The organism is Ferroacidibacillus organovorans (assembly GCF_001516615.1).
GTDB lineage: Bacteria > Bacillota > Bacilli > Alicyclobacillales > SLC66 > Ferroacidibacillus > Ferroacidibacillus ferrooxidans_B.
This window is the reverse complement of record NZ_LPVJ01000071.1, coordinates 58754-79813: the sequence shown is the minus strand read 5'-3', so window position 1 is coordinate 79813 and position 21060 is coordinate 58754. Positions and strand designations below refer to the sequence as shown.

Here is a 21060-nt window from a genome sequence, read left to right as displayed (position 1 = left end):
CCTCCTTCTTGGTTTATCGCTTGTTTGCGATTGGACTCATTATCCACGCGACCAATCGATCCGTCAAGAACGAAAACCCGCAATCTGTGATAAAGTAGTCTCACCATTCAACCTTTCTAAAGGATCGACGGAGGAATAGCCATGAACTTTTCCTATCGCATGAAGACGCAGATCGAATTCGGCGACGGACGCAGTTCAACGCTCACAGACGACCTTTCCGTACGGTTTAAGCCTGGTGAGTCCTTTTTTCTCGTCACAGATCCAGGTGTGATGCAGACCGGAAAGATAGAACCACTTTTAGAATCCCTGCGCAAGGCGCACTATCATGTCACTCTCTATTCTGATGTATTGCCTAATCCGCGCGATGAAGACTGCCTGCGGGGAGCTGCTCTCATGCGTGAACAAAACGCAAGCGCAGTCATCGCCGTCGGTGGCGGAAGCGCCATGGATACCGCAAAGACCATCGCGCTGCTCAGTCGCTCAAGCGGCGTACCGCGCGAGTACGCAGACGGCGAGCGTCACTATGACGAAGTCGCCCCAATCATCTGCCTGCCGACAACTGCAGGTACCGGCTCTGAGGTGACGCGCTCTGCCGTGATCACAGAGCAGGCGACACACCGCAAGATGACCCTAAAACATGAGCGACTGCGCCCAACCTTGGCAATCCTTGATCCAGAGCTGACGCGCAGCGTGCCGCCGTCTGTCACGGCAGCGACAGGTGTCGACGCGCTCGTGCATGCGATCGAAGGCGCAACCTGTCGTCAAGCGACACCTCTTTCTCGCGCCTTTGGCGAACAGGCGATGCAGTTGATTGTGCCGACATTAAAAAGGGCTGTCGCGTGTGGCGATGACATGGACGCGCGCAGAACGATGCTTGAAGGCAGTCTGCTGGCGGGGCTCTCTTTTGGCTCGACGGATGTCGCGGCCGTCCACTGCCTGGCCGAGGCTCTTAGCAGTCTCTACGATACGCCCCACGGTGTGGCAAACGCCGTGTTTTTGTCAAGTGTCCTGGACTTTAACGCTGAAACCCACCCAGCGCTTCACGCAAGGCTCGCGCGCGTCATGAACTTTGCGAGCGCAATCGATTCGGAGCAGCTTGCCGTCGCAAAGCTTCTTGAGGGCATTGGCGCGTGGATCGCAGAACTTGGCATCCCAAAACTCCGTGATCTCGCCGGCGTGCGCGTGGAGGACTTTGGGCGCCTGGCCGATCTGGCGTTTCAAAACGGATCAACAAAAAGCAACGTCCGCCCCATCACGCGTGAGGACTATCTGACGTTGCTCGAGAAAACGTATCACGAAACGTAAAGCAATGGCTGTGGTTCAAGGCGGCGGACCGCAGGTGCTATCGCCCTTCAAACTGAGGTTTTCGCTTCTCCCGAAAAGCGCGCAGGGCTTCCAGGCGATCGCTTGTCGAAATCAGCGATTGATACGCCGCCCACTCTAGTTCAAGCCCTGTCGCCAAATCAACCGAGAGCCCCTGATCAATCGCCCATTTCGCCTGGCGCACGGCAAGCGGCCCATTCTCGCCAATTTGCCTGGCCAACTCCAGCGCGCAGGCAAACATCTCATCTTTTGTATCTGCCACATCCGTCAAAAGACCGATCTGCATCGCCTCTTTTGCGTCGAGCCGCGCCGCGCTGAAAACCAACCGCTTCGCGTGCATCGGGCCGATCAGGCGCGCGAGCCGCTGCGTTCCCCCCGCCCCCGGAAGAATCGCGAGCGCAGTCTCCGTGAGCCCCATTTTCGTCTCGCGCGCGGCGTACCGCAAATCGCAGGCGAGCGCCAATTCGAGTCCGCCGCCAAAAGCGAAACCGTGGAGCAGCGCGATGGTCGGCATCGGCAACTGTTCGATCGCGCGAATCGCCTGCCGGATGAGCGTGACGTGACGCCTTACATCTGTATCGTCCATCGTCGCCCGCTCTTTCAGATCCGCCCCCGCACAAAACCCGGCGCCTTCCCCTGAAATGAGCACAGTCCGCAATTTTTCATCCCGCGCCAGTTCACCCGCCACATCGCAAAGCTTCCGCACCATCTCGACACTCATCGCGTTGCGCGCCTCTGGCCGCGCTAGCACCACGTGCGCCACGGTGCCTTGGCGGCTCACATGAATCGCCATCCGCATCCCCTCCTCACCTCATCCTATCACGTGAAGAGCGTTCTGCGATGCGAATCTCAACCCCTTGCTCCTCGATATGCCTGCGCATTTCCGGCGTGATCTCATCATCCGTGACGAGGATGTCCATCTCGTCGAGCATCCCGATGACGGTGAAGGCGCGAACCCCGAGTTTGCTCGAATCCGCAAGCACGATCACCTGCTTCGCCCGCTGCATCATGACCTGACGCAGGCGCACCTCATGTTCATCAAAATCTGTGAGTCCAACCTCTGGAGAAATTCCGCCAACCGAAATGAACGCGCGATCCACGTAATATTTTTGCACCGCAGATTCCGCGAGCATCCCCGTCAAATAAGCTTCATCCGCCTGCAGTTCACCGCCTGTGACAAGCACGCGCCCGACATTTCCCGCGCGCAGTTTCGTCGCCACTTGCAGCGACGGCGTAATCACCGTCAGATTCCGCTTTTCTAGCAAAAATTGGCTAAACAGGTTGATCGTCGTCCCCACATCCAAAAGCAGCGTGTCGCCATCTTCCACGAATGTCGATGCGAGCCTGCCAATCGCTTCTTTCTCATCGATGCGATGAACCACGCGCTCTCTGTAGTGAGAGACGGACGCTTGATGGACGTCAACCGCACCGCCGTACACGCGGCGCACAAGCCCTTCACGCTCCAAAAGTTCCAAGTCGCGACGAATCGTTTCCCCTGACACCTGAAACTGTCTCGCAAGCTCGACCGCTCGAACGGATGACTTAACGCGGACAATCTCTGCAATTGCACGCATGCGATCAATCGCTAACAAAAACCTCACACCCTTGCATCACCTGTTCAAACCAATCCCAGTCAGCGCCCACATCGCCCGGCGCATGCGCATCCGAGCCAAACACGAGCGGGATCCCCTCATCACGTGCGCGTGTGACCCACCACGCCGGGACATACGGCCGCCGGCACGTCGCCTTGCGAAACCCCGCGACATTGCAATCCACCCCCACACCCGCCGCTTTGATCAGCGGGAGCAGTCTCGTTAAGCGGGCGCACACAAGAGCGTCGTCAAACGCCGGAAGGGCGTCGCGAAATTTTTCAATGAGTGCAAGATGCCCGATGCGTACGGGCAGCGCGAGCGTCGCCGCAAAAGCGACCGCTTTTTCCACATGGTCAAAATACGCGTCAATGACCGATGCAACCGACCCGTATGGCGCGACAAGCCCCTCCATAAAATCATCGGGAGACAAATCGATACATCGCATGCCATCGCGTCCAGGCAAAAAATGGACAGACACGAGGACCTCGTCGAGCGTATGCTCGACCCGCGCCAGCAGCGCGCGCGTATACCCTTCAAAATTCGGCAAAAAGTCGATCTCAAGACCCACACGCACATCAATCTGGCCCGCAAACGCCTGCTTGATCGCTTGCATATCCGCCACATAGCGATCCAATTCGGAAAACGGCATCGCTAATTGGCTCATCACATCTGCGTTTTGCAGATAACCATCCGGCAATGGCGGGTGTTCCGTAATCGAGTAGCGCTCAAATCCGAGTTCCACCGCGCGTTTGACATACTCCTTTACCGATGCATCCGCGCCGTGTCTACAATAGTGAGTATGGGTGTGCCCATCCCATTTGTAAATGTGTTTCATATCAAGCACACTCATTTCTCTTTTCCATTTATCCCTGAATCAAAGCGCAAGGAGACGCTCTCCAACCTGTTTTTCGATCCGTTGGTCGACAAAGCGAACACCTACACCCTGCCCTGTGACGACAGACGGCGCACGCGAAGACAGCGCGTCGATAAGGACCACATCTTGCCCCACACGCACACTCATTCGCGTGACCGCGCCCATAAAAGAGACTGAAAGCACCTCTGCGCGCGCCGCCCCCTCCTCAAACGTCTCATCGACCGTAAGGGATTCTGGGCGTACGCGAAGCGTAAGGGTCTCTTGCTGGACGATCTCTTGATCAGAGAGCAGCCAGGAAAAGACATGCCCATTCCAGGAGAGCAACACATGTTGCCCGTGCGCTGCGCGCTCCCCAACGGCGAGCACAGAGACCTTTAGTGTGTTGATGGCTCCGATAAACGTCGCCGTGAACTCTCCCTGCGGACGATAGTATACATCGATGGGCGCACCTGCCTGTTCCACACGGCCTTGCGACATGACGACGATGCGGTCGCTCAGTTCGAGTGCCTCTTCTTGATCGTGCGTGACCATCAGTGTCGTAACGCCGGTCGTCCGCTGGATTTCTTTTAGGAAGATGCGCAAACTCTGCCGAACTTTTGCATCGAGTGCAGACAAAGGTTCATCAAGCAGAAGAAGCGGCGGATAAAACGACAGTGCGCGCGCGAGTGCAACGCGTTGCCGCTCACCGCCGCTGAGTTGGTCTGGCGCGTAGTTTCGACGGTGTGTCAAGCGCACCAGTTCAAGCAGCTCCTCGACGCGCGCCTTGATCGCGTCCGCTTTCCATTTGCGGATACGCAGCGGAAATGCGATGTTTTCAAAAACACTCAGATTGGGAAACAACGCGTAGGATTGAAACACCATGCCAATGTTACGCTTTTGCGCAGGCAATTGCGTCACATTCACACCATCAATCAGAATCGTCCCGGAAGTCGGTTGTTCGAGTCCTGCGACCATGCGCAATACGGTGGTCTTACCAGATCCGCTCGGCCCAAGCAGCGTCACAAACTCCCCTTCGTCCACATGCATGGACACATCCGTCACCGCTTGCACCGCTCCGAATTTCTTTTGCAGTGATTCAATGCGCAGCATCGCGCACCCCCCTGTTCCGTCTCGAAAGTGCAAAAAGAGTAACGAAAACGCCGCCGATGGCGATTCCCATACCGATAACCGCCATCGCCGCACCTGTCAGCGGGTTGTTCTGAAAGCCAACCTGCAAGTAGATGGGCAATGTCATGAAAGACCCGCCCGTCGTCAACTGCGTGATCGTGAACTCGCCCATGCCGATACTGAAAACGAGGATGGAGCCGATCAGAATGCCCGGAGCCATCGCCTGAAATTGAATGCGCCAAAACGATGTCCAGGCAGAACCGCCCAGGCTCTGCACCGCTTCGTGGTAAATGCGGACATCGGTATGCCGAAGGCGATTTAGCACCGCCTGGATGTAATACGGCATGCCAAACAAGGCAAACGCGAATGGGAGCAGCGTGGGGGTTCCCGCGAGCGCAAACGGAGGATTGCTAAAAAACTGGACATAAGCGAGCCCCAACACGACAGCGGGCAGCACGAACGTGATGAAACTGAGCCCTTCCATCACACGCATCATGCGCGGGTTAAACAGATAGCCATACCATAGCGGGGGTGTGAAAAGCACAATGGCGAGCGCCACGCTTGTCAGCGATATCCCGATGGAGTTGACGAGCGCTTGTTGAAACGACGGATCGGAAAACAGCGCAGAATAGTTTTGCAATGTGAAAAGTCCTTGATTGTCAATGCTAAAGATCAAGAGGCCAAGCACAGGAATGACCATGCCAATGAGAAAGACGGCGAGAATCGCGCGCGTCAAAAGCTTATGCAGCACGTTGTGCGCGACCTCCTTTAGCGTGAAGGTGTGAGAAGCGTTGCGCGATCAGATAGAGAAGCACCGCAAGGCTCAAAACGATCATCTCTTCCATGGAGAGCGCGTCACCGAGACCGAGGTTCATGCTGACATTGCCGTTGACCATGTAGCCAATCAGGATCGGAACGAGATTGACACTGCCGCCAGCCAGTTCATACGCCGTGACGTAGGTTGAAAACGCGTTCGCAAAGAGAAGCGCGAACGTGCTGACAAGACTCGGGAAAAGCATCGGGAGTGCGACGCGGCGAATGTAGGTCCCAATCGGTGCGCCAAGCGTATACACTGCCTCTTCCCACTCCTTTTTGAGAGAAGATACGGCGGGAAGCAAAAGTATGACGGAAAGCGGCGTCAAAAAGGAGAGGTATGCGACGAGCAAACCAGAAAATGAGGCGAGATTCCAACCGAGATTGGCAAGATTGACCGAAAAGAGTTGATTGACAAGCAGTGTGAGAATGCCCGAGGTGCCGAGTGTCGCCATAAACGCGACGGCAAGCGGCAGTCCCGCAAAGTTTGCCATCGTGCTCGAAACGGCCATCAGCAGACGCTGCACGGTCTGCGACTTTACACGTGCGAGACTCCACGCCACCATGAAGCCAAAAACAGTGGCAATCAAGCTGCTGTACAACGAAAGTGAGGATGTCATCACAAACGCGTTGCCATACTGTGCGGTCATGGTTTGTCGATAGTTCGCTACCGTCACACCGTGGCTTCCCGACAGACTTGTAAAGAGAATGCCAAGGGCGGGACCGACGGAGAAGATGGCTACAAAAAGAAACACAGGGATGAAAATCAACCAACCCACGCGCCTGCGCATTCTGCTCCTCCTAAAGATAGGGCCGTCGGCTCAGATTGAGCCGACGGACTCGCCATCCGTTTTATTGACCAAGTACCATCGGTGCCCAATCTGCATTGATCGTGGCTGTCGCCTTCGCAAAGGTACCCGAGAGAAAGTGGACATGCGCCATGTTGAGCGCTGGCAAATGCACTTTGGCTGGAAGTTTGAGGTATTTCAGGCGGACAGGGTAGGCACCGCCTTCTGCGTACGAGATCTGCCCAGCGTTTGAGAACAGATAGTTGTTCAAGAGGCGCGCCGCATACGGATGAGGCGCGTATTTGTTGATCACCTCGACATAAGGTCCCGCCACCGTGCTGTCGCTTGGCACAACCGTCACGATTGGTGGGCGTCCCTGAAACTGTGCGGCGTCAGCTTCTGAGAGATAGTTCCACGTGATCTGAATTCCGACTTGTCCTGTTTTCATTGCGGCGCTGCTGCCCGTCGTACCCGTCCAGTTGCCGATCTGGTGGAGCTTTTTGAAAAACTTGATGCCAGGCATGACATTGTTCGCGTTGCCGCCAAAGGCGTACGACGCCGCAATGACCGCGTCAAACTGTTCTGCCGCCTGGCGCGGGTCGCCAAATCCGATCAGCCCTTTGTACTCAGGCTTTAAAAGATCCTTCCACGTGTGCGGAATTTGTTTGACCATCTTTTTATTCACTTCAAACGAGATGACACCGTAATAGGCGGCTGCCCAATTACCGTGCGGATCTTTCAGATTCGCCGGAATCTGGTTCCAGTACTGATTCTTAAACGGCGCGACGACACCCATTTTGACGGCGGTCGGTCCAAACGAGATCCCAATGTCCCCCACGTCGCCGATCGGATGGTTCTTTTCTTTTTGGAATGCCTGAAGCTCTTCTGCTGAACTCATATTGCCTTCTGCGACATATTGTGTTTGAATGCCATACGTTTTTGTAAAAGAGGACCACATGTTTCCGAGGTTTGCCCAGTTCGCTGGCATGCCAAACCCGTGTACAAGACCTTCTGCCTTTGCTTTGGCCACGATACCGTTATTCCAGTTCGTGAGTGAGGCGGCAGGCGCGCGATGGCTTTGCGCCTTGTGACTTGATGCGAAAGCGGCTGTCGCAGTGAGAATCACAGCGACGGTAGCAGACAACGCGATGATTGTGGATGTTGTTTTTTTCAATTCGATCGCTCCTTGTTTTCGATTTATAAACCAAACCACTGTGCTTTGCGCGACGGCGAAAACGGGCGCATCGTCGCGGACGGGGAGATTCCAAGAAGATCGCAAAAGAGTGCGGAAAGCTCCGTCTGCTCGATCGTATCCTGCGTCGCGACAGGCGACGGCAGGCGCTGACTGATGAGATAAAACGGTGTGATGCGCTCTGCTTCGTCCGGTCCACCGTGAAAACCAAACGCATTCATGCCGTGGTCGGCAGTGACGATAATCTGGTAACCTTCGCGCATCCAAACAGGGAGAACGGTTGCGAGAATGCCATCCATGAACGCCGCACGGCCAGCGTACTCGCGCGAAGCGCTACCGTGTTTGTGGCCTGCGTGGTCGCATCCCATGGGATGGATCACCAGCAAATCAGGATTTTCTGTGCGGCGCATGCGTTCTGCGAGCCCGAAGAGTTGCGCGTCAGGAAATTCGTCTTGATGATAGAAACGTCCGTGTGTAATCCCTGACTCATTGTCACTCTGTTCCACATCGCGCACGAGATCGTACGGCCCACGCGAAAACAGCTCACTCATCCAGTGATATCCAGCGACCGCGGAAGTGCGCGAGACTGCCGCCAGCAGATCAAAGACACTGGGCGTCTCAAGGCGCGCTGCCGGTTCATTCGTGGTCACACCGTGAACCTGCGGTGGCGTGCCTGTAAAAATACTCGCATAGCAGGGGCGAGATAAGCTTGGCAAGATACTCTTTACACGCGCGCGAAGTGCGATGCCCTCTTCGACAAGCCCCTCCATGTAGCCAAGATGGCGCTGTGCGACTTCATTGGACAAGCCATCAATCAATACAACAATCAATCGATTCTGGTTTACGCGATCCGCCGTGACCAACCCCCACAAATTATGTGTACTCTTGTGGAACTGTTTTCATTGTAGTGTAGTATTTTGTGGTTTTCGTTGCGTCTTTGTAATCCTTACGTAAAGGATTAGTGAAGTCTGTGTACCAGCGATCCCGCGCCTCTTCACAAGATCCTTACAAAATCTTCAAGCTGTTTGTCTATCGGTTCGGTAAAATAAGGGATATCTTAGATTGCACCCCTTTATAGCACAGCCTCACAATCCATACTGGAGATGATTTTTTCTTCATGCTAAATTTCCGTACATCCGTCGATAAAAATCTGACGCGATTAGGGATTCGTCAAGCCTTCGATCACACACAGTTCAAAGCAAACGGCCGTCCGGACGCAATTGGTTACATGGATATCATTGATTTCTCTACTTTTGAACAGCGGCACGGCCATCTGTGGACCGATGAATTTGTGAAAAACTGGATCGATCAGCTCTGTAGTGTGTTTGCAAACGATCGTCACGAATGCCGCGGCATGGTGTATCAAGCGTGGGATGACGGGGTGTATGTTTATCTGTACGGGGATGGGAAGCGCCAAAACCTCGAATCCTTCTTCTATTCCGCAATCCAAAAAAGCGAACAAATTCTTCATCAACTTTTGCACGAACCAAATCGCCTCGAGTGCCATCTGCGTTACGCCCTGACGTTTTACACCCACTCAGCGAAGACGGGTGCCTACTCGAAATCAGTCCTATCTTTTAAAATGTATCAAGAAGAACTCTATCAGATGATGCTTAACGTTTACCGCGCAGCTAAGCGTCAATCAGCCCCCATTCATCCACTGGAACACGCTGAGTTGCTACAAATTCTCGAACAAGGGACCATCCGGATATTTGAACAGCCCATTCTTCATCTGCATTCTGGCGCACCTATTGGACACGAATGCCTGGTCAGAGGCCCCTCTTTGTCACGCCTCGAATCGCCTCTAAAACTCCTCGCACTCGCGGAAAAAACGGGATCCATGTTACACCTAGACAGAATGATCCGCCATCTCGCCATCCAAAATGCAAATGTTGATGAACACATGAAAGTTTTCATCAACATTTCGCCGACGATTATCTCCGATTCGTCATTTCGCGCCGGGGAGACGCTGCGCGAACTAAGATATACGCGTCTGCGGCCTGATCAGATCGTGTTTGAGATCACGGAACACCACGCCATTGCAGAGTACAGCTCGTTTCTGCAACTCGTATCGCACTATCGCTCACAAGGATTCCAGATCGCGATTGATGATGTAGGCGCAGGCCACTCCGGGCTTGTCACGCTGATGCAAGTAAAGCCTGATTACGTAAAAATTGATATGGAACTCATCCGTGGCATTCACCTTGATCCATTAAAACAAGAAATCGTCAAAGCGATCAAACAAATCAGCGATCGCTTTGGCGGTATTGTGATTGCAGAAGGAATTGAAACGCAAGAAGAATTGGCCTGTCTTCACGAATCTTCAATTGAGTATGGCCAAGGTTTTTTGCTTGGACGTCCAGCCCCACGCAGGGATTAGAATATTCTAACGGAGTTATTTTAAAAAACGAATGGCGGCCGCAGTGTCGCCTCATTCTAAGTCGCCACGCTGATCTAAACGATGTAAGGGAGAAGCACACGAGACCTTTCGATCAGCGTGGAGCGCGGGGGTGAAGCTCGTATGGAGCGCGAGAATGACGACTGTTGTCGCAACCAGCGCCTTGACGATTCCCGCCATGGCTCAGACGACCGTATCCGCACAACAGGCTGACCAAATTGCACAAAACACAGTGTCAGGCAGCAGACTCTTGCACACTTCCGCCGATCACATGGGTACCACAACCCGTATGGAACATTCACGTCGCGCAGGGTTCCAGGGTGGGATGTCAAAGCCAGATCAACATCAAGCCACTGAACAACACCCCCACAAAAATAGCGGGAAACGCGGCATTTTGTTCATACAGGATTGTGCCAACAAGTGGACCGAGCGCAGTTCCGAGACCTTGCGCAGCACTGATTCGTCCCGCCACAGCCCCCTGTTCATCCGCACGCACCGCAAGCGAAGCAGCCGACGTAGCGCCTGGCAGCACGAAGCCGATCCCGACACCGAGAGCGACGAACGCTGCAAGCAGTGCCGCAAAACGAGTGTGAAAGAGAAGAAAGACGGCACATAGCAGAAAGAAAGGTCTCCCAACGCGCAAGAGCCAGATGGATGAAAACCTGAGTCTTCTCGCAAAAATCCATTGTGTTGCGACAGACACACTGCCTGTGAGCGTGAACAACAATCCGATACGTTGTGCTGCCTGTGTGGTTGAAACATGGAATTCACGCTGAATCAGAAAACCACTCGTCACTTGAATCGCCATAACAGATGCTTGAAGCGCACTCACTGTGGCAAGCATGCGCCACACTCTGCGATCGAACCCAATCCGCTTGCCATCCACACTAAAGAAATAGACCTCGTACGCTCCATTCCACACGTTGTATCTGCGATGTACGCCTGTGCGGCAACAGGAACAGTAGAAAAGAAAAAACCGGACGCGATGCGGATCAGCAAAAGCAGCGAAAAAAGAAACAGCGGAGAAGGGTGCCGCGTTAGCCCCCAATCGGCGACGATTCCAAAGAGTGCGTAGAGTATAAAGCAACTGACCAAACCGATGACCATCACATTAACGCGTCCACGTCGCTCACTCTGCCTGCCCCAAAACGGACTGGCAATCAGCCAGACGAGTGAGGAAAGTGTGAAAAAGAGGCCCGTCTGTACGACACTCATGCCCGTTCGGGCGGCGAGCGGCGCCAAGATAGGATTGATCGCATTTCCGCACGTATATTGGAAAAAGACAGCTAGAAAAAGGATGGAAAGCGTGCGCAGTCGCGGCAATTGATCCAACCCATCCTTTGTGCATGGCGTGATGTACACAAGGTGCAAGCGGCAAGCCGACACTTCATGTATAATTTAGATTGGAAGGAGTCTTTATTTACGCATGGTTATTTTAAAAACGCAGAGTCAAATTGAAAAGATGGCGAAAGCTGGAAAAATTTTAGCGACGTGCCATAAAGAACTGGCAAAGCGGATCGCACCGGGCGTCACCACGCTTGAGATTGATCGTTTTGTTGAAAACTTCCTGGAAAAGCATGAGTGCACAGCAGAACAAAAGGGGTATATGGGTTATCCATTTGCAACTTGCGCGTCGGTCAATGACGTGATCTGCCACGGCTTCCCGGCGCGCCGCCCCCTCAAAAACGGAGATCTTGTGACGATTGATATGGTTGTAAACCACAAGGGATGGTTGGCAGACTCCGCGTGGACCTACGAAGTGGGCACGGTCACACCGGAAGTTCACCGCCTAATCCAGGTTACAAAGGAAGCTCTCTACATTGGCATCGAGAAGGCGGTGATCGGCAACCGACTCGGCGACATCGGATACGCAATTCAGTCCTACGCAGAAGCACAAGGGTTTGCGGTCGTTCGCGACTACACAGGACACGGGATCGGTCAGAAGATGCACGAATCCCCCACTGTGCTGCACTATGGCGAACCTGGCAAAGGACTGCGCTTGAAAGAAGGGATGGTCATCACGATCGAACCGATGATCAATGCGGGAACGTACAAAGCAAAAGTCGATGCCGATGGCTGGACCGTACGCACGGTCGACGGCTCGCTCTCCGCGCAGTTCGAGCACACGATTGCGATCACAAGTGAAGGGCCGATGATACTCACGAAGCAGTGAGTGTCATCGCCACCCCACAAATCCCACCCTTTATTTCTTCGCCATCTGCTTGAAATACGCGTCGATGACCTGTTGTGACATCGGTGCCGCGGCACGGAATCCCTCACCTGTGACATTTGGAATCACAGCGGCGATTGCAATCTGCGGATTGTTGTAAGGTGCGTAACCGACAAAGACTGAGTTGTTGCGCCCTGGTATCCCGCTTTCCGCAGTCCCCGTCTTACCCGCTACATTGACAGGATCTGAGCCAAAAAAGTACGTCGCAGTCCCAAGCGTCCCATGCGTAGCCATTTCCAGTCCCTTTTGAATGATCTTTAGATACGCCGGATTCACCTTGACCTTATCAATCACATGCGGTTTGATCACTTTCAGGACGCGGCCTGTCGGTGATGTGATTTCATGGACAATTTCAGGCTGTAGACGATACCCACCATTTGCAATCGCGGCGATGTATGTCGCAAGCCCAATCGGCGAATACGACTCCTCCTGGCCAATGGCTGCGGCAGGCAGATCGTAGAGTGTCGGCGGATTCGCATAAGTGACATAGCCTGTTGCTTCACCCGGAAGATCAACGCCCGTTGGACTCGTCAATCCAAACTGCTTGCCCATGGTGTCAATCGAGCGAAGCGCCGCCACGCGCGGCCCGTTAAGCCAAGCATTAATGTTTGCAGGCGGGTTGTTTACATTGTAGTGCCCCATGTCAAGCCCCACCTGATAAAAGTAGGTGTCATCGGAGACTTCGAGCGCTTCGTCAAGGCCGATCGGACCAAATCCGGCCTGATTCCAACTGCGCATATAATACGTCCCAATCTGCAGTCCACCTGTGTCATTGACGATCAGATTGGGTGAAATCGAGTGGTTCTGCAAGGCGACAAGCGCCGTGAGCATTTTTTGCGTAGACCCGGGCATATACAGACCGCTGATCGCGCGGTTAAACCCAGCATTGCCATTTAAGTAGGACTGATAGTGCGCGGATGAAATGCCTCCGATCCACCAGTTTGGATTGTAGGTAGGATAGCTTGCCATTGCCAGGACAGCGCCTGTATGCACATTCATCACGACAATCGCGCCAGAGTGCACATTCTTTTCACCAAGCCCGCGCAGATAGGCAATACGGCTCACCAGGGCCTGTTCAGCCACTTTTTCAAGCGGTCCGTCTAAATTCAAAACGAGATTGTCTCCCGTTTTTGGAGCCTGAGAGATGGTGCCTCCAGGAAGTGGCACGCCTGCCGGATTGACTGGAATTCGCTTGACGCCGTCTTGTCCGCGAAGCACTGACTCGTATTGCTGCTCAAGACCGGATAAGCCCACTTGCGCGGATGGAGTGTAACCCTGTGCCTGATATGCCTGCGCTTGGTTCGCAGGAATGGCCCCAGTGTATCCAATCACATGTGCGGCAAAGCTCCCCATGGGATAAGCGCGTTCAGGCGTTTGGATGATCTCGATTCCGGGTAGAGACTGTTTGTGCTCTTCCACGTATGAGATTTCAAGCGGTGTCGCTTGACGGACAAGCGTGGCATAAGCGTTCCAGGCGTTTGCTTGGGTCATCTCTTTGATCAGCGCGGCTTCCGACTGACCAAGGGGATAAGCCAGCCGCTTTGCGACACTCGCGATCTTCGCATTGTCGTTTGGGTAGCGAATGTAGATAATGCGAAAGACTGGCTGGTTCGTGGCGAGCACGGCGCCTTGACGATCAAGGATCTGTCCGCGCGGCGCGGGAATGGTAATCGCGTCGAAATTCTGCGACTTGACATCTGAAGTGAATTGGCTTGCCATCGCAATTTGCAGATACCCAAGCCGCAAAATGAGCAGCGCGCTGCCCAAAACGATAAATGTGTAGATTCCCGCGATTCTCCTTCGGGCAATGAGCCAACTACGCCGTTCTGAGTGTTTTTTCATAAAAGTATCCTCCCAAAGTGATGAAGACAACCACGTTTTGAGGAAGAATGGTTGGCTAAACGAGACGAAGAAACAGGCGTCTAAAACCGTGCAGACGCAGCTTCGCAAAAATCTACCGAACCATAGTATAGCGAAATTTGTTTGATATGGCTTGTGTGGATTCTTAAAACAGGGAACAATCGATGAAAAAACTGTCACCAAATGGTGCAAAAAAGCCTGTATATCAAGGGGTTTTTGTATCGATTCGCGGATGTATCCCCTTGAAATTTCCACATAAAAAAGCGGGACTCTCGCGAAAAAGACGAGAACCCCACGTTAGCCACACCATGACACACCTTTACGGCTCTGCCCACTTGCGCAATCGATACTGTAAACTCTGTCGGCTCACACCGAGTTCCCGCGCCGCCGCCGAGATGTTTCCCCCGTGTCTTGCAAGCGCGCGCTGCACATAAAGACGCTCATAATCTGCCAGTTGTCGATGCAAGTCGCCAGCGACATCATCATCCATCACAGCGCCCGACCCGAATCCCTCATCATATCCCCGCTCATAATCCACACCACTTCGCCTTCGCCGCATATGAAAAGGCAGATGGGACAGATCGATTTCGCGCCCGTCTGCGACCAGATTGAGCGCTCCTTCAATGGTGTGCTCCAATTCGCGTACATTGCCGGGCCAGGAATAGGACAAAAAAAATGACATGACCTCTGCAGAAACGCCTGGCACATTCATGCCAAAGAGTTCGTTATATTTTTTGATAAAATACGATGTCAATTGCGGGATATCCCCCGTACGCTCCCGCAGCGGCGGCAAAAACAGCGTCACCACACTCAAGCGATAATAGAGATCCTTGCGCAAATGCCCCGCCGTAATCGCATCAAGCGGATCTTCGCTGATGGTCGCAAGAATCCGCACATCAATTTGGCGATCCTCCGCATCGCCGAGACGACGAATCGTCTTCTCCTGGATCGCCCGCAACAACTTCGCCTGGAGGGAGAGCCCCAACGCATTGAGCTCATCAAGGAGAATTGTCCCGCCGTCTGCCTGTTCCAAAAGTCCTGCTCGATCAAGCGCGCCCGCAAATGCCCCCTGCGTCGTCCCAAAAAGCATTCCCTCGATCAGCGATTCCGGGAGTGCCGCACAATTCTGCGAGACAAAAGGCCCCGCCGAGCGCGGGCTCGCGTGGTGAATGCTCTGCGCAAAAAGTTCCTTGCCTGTCCCCGTCTCCCCGACGATCAAAATCGAGGAGTGCGTGCGCGCCGCTCGCTTTGCATCCTCCGTCACCTCGACAATCGCCGCGCTGTCCCCAACCAGGCTGGAAAATGTGTAGCGCGTCTCGCTCCTGCGCAGAATCGTTTGCTGCATCTGCTCAAGTTTCGTAATCTCGCGCGCGATTTCAAGCGCCCCGATCATTTTTCCATCCTTTAATATAGGCATCGTGCTGTTGACCGTCGTGATGGCCTCACCGCGCAGATTAAAAAAAGTCTGCTTGACGTTCGGTTTCACCTCACCCGTTCGCAGCGCGCGCAAGAGCGTGCTGTACCCTTTTTCAGGAAAGGTAAAAACATCGAGCACCGATTTCCCCAGGACATCCTCCGGCTCCATAAACTCCATCTCCGCCATCTTGCGGTTGTAGATCACCGTGTTCCCCGCCGTATCCACAACGTGAATGCCTTCTTCGACTTGATCGAGTAAAAAAGCGTACATTGTCAGTAAATCCGCCTGATGCATAGCGATTCGACTCACCTCCGTCCTTCTGTGGATAATGCGTGTGGCGCAGTTGTGAGCACACTGCGCTGTCGCGCTTTGATCGTACGCGAATGATTCTCGATATGCAAAGCAATTTTGCACATGCAACAAAGATCGGCAGTTGTTTTATGCAAATAGATTTTGCACAATAGAGGATGAAGGAACCTTTATAAATTGTTCTCAAGGACATGCGCACAACATCTTTTCATTTTTAAGGAGGCCATTTTCATGAAACCGTATGCGCCAGAACCGTTTGCAAACTTTGCGGATGAAAGCATCCTCACCCAGTTTAATCACGCACTGCAAGGCGCCATCAACCAACTCGACCGCACCTATCCGCTGGTCATCGGCGGCCGCGAGATTTTTACCGATGAACATTGCGTATCACAGAACCCGGCGAATCTCTCGCAAGTGATCGGGCGAGTCTCCCAGGCCACCCGCGCACATGTCGATGCGGCGTTTGAAAACGCGGCAGAGACGTTTAAAACCTGGTCGCGCAAAAGCCCGGAACAGCGCGCCGGCTACCTTTTTAAAGCAGCCGCGATCATCCGGCGCCGCAAGCACGAGTTCTCCTCGTGGCTCCTGCTTGAAGCTGGCAAGACGCGTCCCGAAGCGGATGCAGACACCGCAGAGTGCATCGATTTTCTCGAATACTACGGGCGGCAGATCCTTACCCTCGCAGACCGGGGGAAAGAGACATTGGTTCCGTACCCTGGCGAAGACAACCAGTTGCACTACATCCCACTCGGCGTCGGCGTCGTGATTCCACCCTGGAATTTTCCACTCGCCATCATGGCCGGAATGACTGCCGCTTCGATCGTCTCCGGGAACACCGTGCTCTTAAAGCCTGCCAGTCAGACACCCGTCATTGCTTACAAGTTTCTTGAGGTGCTCAAAGAGGCAGGGCTTCCTGACGGTGTTGTGAATTTCGTCCCGGGCGATGCGCTTGTGATCGGTGACTATCTGGTCGATCACAAGATGACCCGTTTCGTCTCGTTCACAGGATCGCAGCGTATCGGCATGCGCATTTATGAGCGCGCGTCAAAAGTGCACGATGGGCAGATCTGGCTGAAGCGCGTCATAGCCGAGATGGGCGGAAAAGACTCGATCATCGTCGATGAAGACGCCGATCTTGACGCGGCGGCGCAGGCAATTGTTGCCTCTGCGTTTAACTTCAGCGGACAAAAATGCTCTGCGTGTTCGCGCGCCATCGTACACGAGGCGGTCTACGAAGATGTTCTGGCCCGCGTCGTTCTGCGGACAAAAAACCTGAGCGTCGGCGATCCGAGCGATCCTGCATCGATCGTCGGTCCCGTGATCGACCAAAAAGCATACGACAAGATTCAAAGCTACATTGAATTGGGCAAAACGGAAGGACGGCTCGTGTGTGGCGGCACACAAACCGCGACACCTGGCTACTTCGTGAACCCCACGATCTTTGCAGATGTGGCGGCGGATGCGAGAATTTCGCGCGAAGAGGTGTTCGGACCCTTTCTCGCATTCACAAAGGCGAGCAGCTTCACCGAAGCGATCGCGTTTGCCAATCAGACAGAGTTTGGCCTGACTGGATCGGTCTTTACGCGCAACCGCGATCACATCGAAGAAGCGCGCGCGACGTTTCATGTGGGCAACCTGTATTTTAACCGCAAATCAACGGGAGCACTCGTCGGCGTTCACCCTTTCGGCGGATTCAACATGTCTGGCACCGACTCAAAAGCGGGTGGCCCAGACTATTTGATGCTCTTTACACAGCCGAAACTAAGCTCGGAAGTGCTTTAAAATACGCTCAACGGGGGCACCGAACACCCCCTGAGACCCGTGGGGGATGCTGAATCATCCCCCACAAATGGAGGTATGTGTATGCCGACAAAACTCGATGAAACCAATCGTGAAGCGATGGAACTCGAAAAAGCGTTTGGCGCGACCAACTACCACCCGCTTCCCATTGTCCTCGCGAAGGGTGAAGGCGTTTGGGTGGAAGATCCAGACGGCAACCGCTACATGGATATGTTGAGCGCATACTCCGCGCTCAATCAAGGTCACAGACACCCAAAGATCATTCAGGCGCTCAAAGATCAGGCAGACAAAATCACGCTGACTTCCCGCGCGTTTTACAATGACCAGTTGGGACTCCTCTACGAACAACTCGCGAGGATCACCCAGAAAAACATGATCCTGCCGATGAACACGGGTGCAGAAGCGGTAGAAACGGCTGTCAAAGCAATCCGTCGATGGGCGTACGATGTCAAAAAGATCCCCGATCAGCAGGCGGAGATCATCGTCGCTTCCGGCAACTTCCACGGCCGCACGACGACGATCATCTCATTTAGTTCGGACGAGGCGTATCAGCGCGGGTTTGGCCCGCTCACGCCAGGATTTCGCATCGTTCCCTATGGGGATCTCGACGCACTGCGCACCGCAATCACGCCGAACACGGCGGCATTTCTCGTCGAGCCGATCCAAGGCGAAGCGGGGATCGTCATTCCACCTGCAGGCTACCTGAAAGCGGCCTATGATCTCTGCAAGAAAAACAATGTCCTCTTTGCCGCCGATGAGATTCAGACAGGACTCGGACGTACAGGCAAAATGTTCGCGTGCGACTGGGAGGATGTCGTTCCTGATCTTTACATTATCGGAAAGGCGCTTGGCGGCGGCGTTTTCCCAGTCTCAGCCGTGGCTGCCGACCGCGATGTTCTCGGCGTCTTTGAGCCAGGCTCGCACGGCTCGACATTTGGCGGAAACCCGCTCGGCAGCGCCGTTGCAGTCGCCGCGCTGCGCGTGATTGAAGAAGAGGATTTGGCGGAGCGCTCGCGGATGCTTGGAACGTACTTTTTGGAACAGCTGATGACCTTAAAGAGCCCTGTAATCAAGGAAGTTCGAGGGCGCGGCCTGTTTGTCGGCCTCGAGTTGACTGAAAAAGCACGTCCGTACTGCGAGACACTCAAAGAACGCGGACTGCTCTGCAAAGAAACGCACGAAAACACGATCCGCTTTGCGCCACCGCTCGTGATCACAAAAGAGGAACTGGACTGGGCATTCGCGCAGATCAAGTCTGTATTCCAATCCTCCTGACGCCCGCTCGTCTATCTCGCATCATTAAGGAGATGTCTTCATCATGAGAGAATTGCGCATCATCGGCGTCCCGTCAGATCTCGGTCAAGGACGGCGCGGCGTTGACATGGGACCAAGCGCCATCCGCTACGCGGGGCTCTCCACCGCCCTTGAACGGCTTGGGTACACCGTTCGGGACCTTGGCAATATCAACGTGCCAACCCCTGAGATGAAGGGGTTAAACCACAATACAAAACTGCGCTATCTCCAAGAGGTCAAAGAAGTAGCCGAGAATTTGAGCGCGATCGTTCGCCGCGTCACAGAAGATGGGCACCTCCCAATCATTCTTGGCGGCGACCACAGCATCGCCATCGGCAGTCTCGCCGGCATGGCGCAAACGAGCCAAAACTACGGAGTTATCTGGTTTGACGCGCACGGAGACATGAATACAGCTGATACCACGCCGTCTGGCAACATCCATGGCATGCCCCTCGCAATCAGTCTTGGATACGGTGATCCTTCGCTCGTTACGCTTTGCGCAGTCGCACCGAAGGTCGACGCAAAAAACGTCGTCCTCGTCGGCATACGCTCGATTGACCCGGAGGAAGGGAAACTGATTCGCGAGGCAGGCATTCGCTGCTACACGATGGCAGAGATCGACCGTCGCGGTATGGCAGAAGTCATGACCGAAGCCATACAGATTGCAACCGATGGAACAGACGGTGTCCATCTGAGTCTTGACCTTGACGCGCTCGATCCGATGTTTGCACCAGGTGTTGGAACGCCTGTAAACGGCGGTGTCACCTACCGCGAAGGCCATCTCGCCATGGAGATGCTGGCCGCATCCGGCGCGCTCGTCTCTGTCGATGTCGTTGAGGTCAATCCCATTCTTGATGACGGAAACCGCACAGCACAGATGGCGGTCGAACTTCTCGAATCACTCTTTGGAAAAACCGTCATGTAGCATCCATCTCAAAGCGCTAACCGTCTGTCAAAGTGCGATCATACAGCATGCGCGGTATCTTCCACTTTCAAGAGGAGATAAGCGCAGGCGTCGCGAATATACCTAAACATAAAGGATTGCCATTCTATAGGTCACGCCATCACTGTATGGTGCGGTTTCGATTGTGGGTGTTTACACTGAATCACTATAAAGGCGTGGCGATGGTTCTTTTCGCCACCGTTTTCTGGGGCGTGTCTGGAACTGCCGCGCAAGTCTTGTTCCAGCAGGATCACGTAAGTCCGTATTGGCTTGTCACCGTACGCATGAGTGTTTCCGGATTGCTTTTGCTCTTGCTCGCACTCTCCCGGTTCGGCATTGCGTCCGTCTTTTCCGTCTGGAGAAATAAGCAGGATGTGATTCGGCTCATTCTGCTCAGTTTTTTTGGACTGCTCGGCGTTCAGTATACCTATTTCGCCTCCATTCAGTACGGAAACGCGGCGACATCCACACTCCTGCAATACGTCGGCCCCATTTTTATCACCATCTACCTCGCCCTGCGCAACCGGCGACTCCCCCGCGCGCGCGAACTCGCGGCGATTGTCTTCGCGCTGTTTGGCATCTTTTTGCTCGTCACAAACGGGAACACTCGCCATTTTGAGGTCGCGCCGCCCGCTGTCGTGTGGGGGCTCCTGTCCGCGCTCACAGTCGCCTTCTACACCCTGTATCCGCAGATTCTGCTCAAGCGTTACGATCCTGCCATCCTGATCGGCTGGGGGATGCTCCTTGGCGGCCTCGGCCTTGGTCTTGGCGAAAACCCGTTTCGCTCACCGGTTCACACGACGCCACAACTCTTTATGCTCGTCAGTTTCGTCGTCCTATTTGGGACACTGATCGCATTCTATATGTACATCGCAAGTCTGAACCACATCTCCGCATCCGTCGCGAGCCTGCTCGCCTGCGGAGAACCACTTTCTGCCGCCGTCATCGCAGTAACCATCCTTCACGTTCGCATGGGTCTACCCTCACTTCTTGGCGCTTCTTGCATTCTGATTACCGTTACGCTTTTGGCGCGCAAAGACCGCGCCAAAGAGCCGCCGCCAGAATTCCTCACACCGCTTTAAGGTTCCTCCCTTGTATAGATCCCTGCGTTCCTATGCATA

The 21060-nt window shown here is 54.1% G+C and carries 19 protein-coding genes; 7 read left to right on the top strand and 12 right to left on the bottom strand.

Translation table 11 applies throughout. The annotated features are described in order from the left end of the window. The first annotated feature begins 141 nt into the window (after positions 1-141). Entirely contained in the window at positions 142-1305 is a 1164-nt protein-coding gene (locus tag ATW55_RS15135; RefSeq protein ID WP_067719991.1) for an iron-containing alcohol dehydrogenase, read from the top strand. A 37-nt stretch (positions 1306-1342) separates the two neighbouring features. Here the strand turns inward: ATW55_RS15135 and ATW55_RS15130 are convergent, their stop codons facing one another. From ATW55_RS15130 to ATW55_RS15095, 8 genes are all read right to left on the bottom strand, one after another. Then, positions 1343-2122, bottom strand: coding sequence for an enoyl-CoA hydratase-related protein (locus ATW55_RS15130; RefSeq protein WP_067719987.1), 780 nt, complete (start codon positions 2120-2122; stop codon positions 1343-1345). Between the two features lie 7 nt (positions 2123-2129). After that, positions 2130-2924, bottom strand: a complete 795-nt coding sequence (locus ATW55_RS15125) for a DeoR/GlpR family DNA-binding transcription regulator (protein ID WP_153005192.1) — start codon at positions 2922-2924, stop codon at positions 2130-2132. Then, the gene (hisJ, locus tag ATW55_RS15120) at positions 2902-3750 is read right to left on the bottom strand and encodes a histidinol-phosphatase HisJ (protein ID WP_067720335.1); all 849 of its coding nucleotides are present in this window, start codon (positions 3748-3750) and stop codon (positions 2902-2904) included. The genes ATW55_RS15125 and hisJ overlap by 23 nt, the downstream gene beginning before the upstream one ends. 39 nt (positions 3751-3789) lie before the next feature. Then, entirely contained in the window at positions 3790-4878 is a 1089-nt protein-coding gene (locus ATW55_RS15115; RefSeq protein ID WP_067719983.1) for an ABC transporter ATP-binding protein, read from the bottom strand. Further along, complete coding sequence (locus ATW55_RS15110; protein ID WP_067719982.1) at positions 4865-5647, bottom strand: ABC transporter permease; 783 nt, start codon at positions 5645-5647, stop codon at positions 4865-4867. The genes ATW55_RS15115 and ATW55_RS15110 overlap by 14 nt, the downstream gene beginning before the upstream one ends. Further along, on the bottom strand, positions 5637-6500 hold the full coding sequence (locus ATW55_RS15105) for an ABC transporter permease (RefSeq protein WP_067719981.1): 864 nt from the start codon (positions 6498-6500) through the stop codon (positions 5637-5639). Before ATW55_RS15105 ends, ATW55_RS15110 begins: the two co-directional genes overlap by 11 nt. A gap of 61 nt (positions 6501-6561) precedes the next feature. After that, on the bottom strand, positions 6562-7671 hold the full coding sequence (locus ATW55_RS15100; RefSeq protein ID WP_067719980.1) for an extracellular solute-binding protein: 1110 nt from the start codon (positions 7669-7671) through the stop codon (positions 6562-6564). A gap of 23 nt (positions 7672-7694) precedes the next feature. Beyond that, complete coding sequence (locus ATW55_RS15095) at positions 7695-8561, bottom strand: alkaline phosphatase family protein (RefSeq protein WP_067719979.1); 867 nt, start codon at positions 8559-8561, stop codon at positions 7695-7697. Between the two features lie 245 nt (positions 8562-8806). On the opposite strand from ATW55_RS15095, the gene ATW55_RS15090 reads away from it, so the two are divergent. Further along, a complete protein-coding gene (locus tag ATW55_RS15090) occupies positions 8807-10069 on the top strand; it encodes an EAL domain-containing protein (protein WP_067719976.1) in 1263 nt (420 codons plus the stop codon). A gap of 346 nt (positions 10070-10415) precedes the next feature. Here ATW55_RS15090 and ATW55_RS15085 read toward each other — a convergent pair whose 3' ends face one another. Then, complete coding sequence (locus ATW55_RS15085) at positions 10416-10931, bottom strand: MFS transporter (protein WP_067719973.1); 516 nt, start codon at positions 10929-10931, stop codon at positions 10416-10418. Further along, the gene (locus ATW55_RS15080) at positions 10916-11419 is read right to left on the bottom strand and encodes an MFS transporter (RefSeq protein ID WP_160327271.1); all 504 of its coding nucleotides are present in this window, start codon (positions 11417-11419) and stop codon (positions 10916-10918) included. The genes ATW55_RS15085 and ATW55_RS15080 overlap by 16 nt, the downstream gene beginning before the upstream one ends. A gap of 94 nt (positions 11420-11513) precedes the next feature. On the opposite strand from ATW55_RS15080, the gene map reads away from it, so the two are divergent. Then, entirely contained in the window at positions 11514-12260 is a 747-nt protein-coding gene (gene map / locus ATW55_RS15075; RefSeq protein ID WP_067719967.1) for a type I methionyl aminopeptidase, read from the top strand. 30 nt (positions 12261-12290) lie between these two features. On the opposite strand, the gene ATW55_RS15070 is transcribed toward map, so the two are convergent. After that, positions 12291-14159, bottom strand: a complete 1869-nt coding sequence (locus ATW55_RS15070; RefSeq protein WP_067719964.1) for a peptidoglycan D,D-transpeptidase FtsI family protein — start codon at positions 14157-14159, stop codon at positions 12291-12293. A 337-nt stretch (positions 14160-14496) separates the two neighbouring features. Further along, positions 14497-15888 carry a sigma-54 interaction domain-containing protein gene (locus ATW55_RS15065; protein ID WP_067719954.1) on the bottom strand — a complete coding sequence of 464 codons (1392 nt, stop codon included), beginning with the start codon at positions 15886-15888 and terminating at the stop codon, positions 14497-14499. A 246-nt stretch (positions 15889-16134) separates the two neighbouring features. On the opposite strand from ATW55_RS15065, the gene pruA reads away from it, so the two are divergent. From pruA to ATW55_RS15045, 4 genes are all read left to right on the top strand, one after another. Beyond that, positions 16135-17685, top strand: a complete 1551-nt coding sequence (gene pruA, locus ATW55_RS15060) for an L-glutamate gamma-semialdehyde dehydrogenase (RefSeq protein ID WP_067719952.1) — start codon at positions 16135-16137, stop codon at positions 17683-17685. An 81-nt stretch (positions 17686-17766) separates the two neighbouring features. Then, positions 17767-18978 (top strand): ornithine--oxo-acid transaminase, encoded by a 1212-nt coding sequence (locus ATW55_RS15055; protein ID WP_067719950.1) that lies wholly within the window; start codon positions 17767-17769, stop codon positions 18976-18978. Positions 18979-19021: 43 nt separating this feature from the next. Next, complete coding sequence (gene rocF / locus ATW55_RS15050) at positions 19022-19921, top strand: arginase (protein ID WP_067719949.1); 900 nt, start codon at positions 19022-19024, stop codon at positions 19919-19921. 167 nt (positions 19922-20088) lie between these two features. Beyond that, positions 20089-21021: a DMT family transporter gene (locus ATW55_RS15045; RefSeq protein WP_235587169.1), complete on the top strand. Its 933-nt coding sequence runs from the start codon at positions 20089-20091 to the stop codon at positions 21019-21021. The last annotated feature ends 39 nt before the right edge of the window (positions 21022-21060 follow it).

Bases quoted from the DNA above. Each gene is read 5' to 3' on its own strand.
- hisJ (WP_067720335.1), bottom strand. From the start codon at position 3,750: ATGAAACACATTTACAAATGGGATGGGCACACCCATACTCACTATTGT.
- ATW55_RS15130 (WP_067719987.1), bottom strand. From the start codon at position 2,122: ATGCGGATGGCGATTCATGTGAGCCGCCAAGGCACCGTGGCGCACGTG.
- ATW55_RS15065 (WP_067719954.1), bottom strand. From the start codon at position 15,888: ATGCATCAGGCGGATTTACTGACAATGTACGCTTTTTTACTCGATCAA.
- ATW55_RS15055 (WP_067719950.1), top strand. From the start codon at position 17,767: ATGCCGACAAAACTCGATGAAACCAATCGTGAAGCGATGGAACTCGAA.
- ATW55_RS15105 (WP_067719981.1), bottom strand. From the start codon at position 6,500: ATGCGCAGGCGCGTGGGTTGGTTGATTTTCATCCCTGTGTTTCTTTTT.
- ATW55_RS15115 (WP_067719983.1), bottom strand. From the start codon at position 4,878: ATGCTGCGCATTGAATCACTGCAAAAGAAATTCGGAGCGGTGCAAGCG.
- ATW55_RS15090 (WP_067719976.1), top strand. From the start codon at position 8,807: ATGCTAAATTTCCGTACATCCGTCGATAAAAATCTGACGCGATTAGGG.
- rocF (WP_067719949.1), top strand. From the start codon at position 19,022: ATGAGAGAATTGCGCATCATCGGCGTCCCGTCAGATCTCGGTCAAGGA.
- ATW55_RS15070 (WP_067719964.1), bottom strand. From the start codon at position 14,159: ATGAAAAAACACTCAGAACGGCGTAGTTGGCTCATTGCCCGAAGGAGA.
- pruA (WP_067719952.1), top strand. From the start codon at position 16,135: ATGAAACCGTATGCGCCAGAACCGTTTGCAAACTTTGCGGATGAAAGC.
- map (WP_067719967.1), top strand. From the start codon at position 11,514: ATGGTTATTTTAAAAACGCAGAGTCAAATTGAAAAGATGGCGAAAGCT.
- ATW55_RS15135 (WP_067719991.1), top strand. From the start codon at position 142: ATGAACTTTTCCTATCGCATGAAGACGCAGATCGAATTCGGCGACGGA.
- ATW55_RS15085 (WP_067719973.1), bottom strand. From the start codon at position 10,931: ATGCTTGCCACAGTGAGTGCGCTTCAAGCATCTGTTATGGCGATTCAA.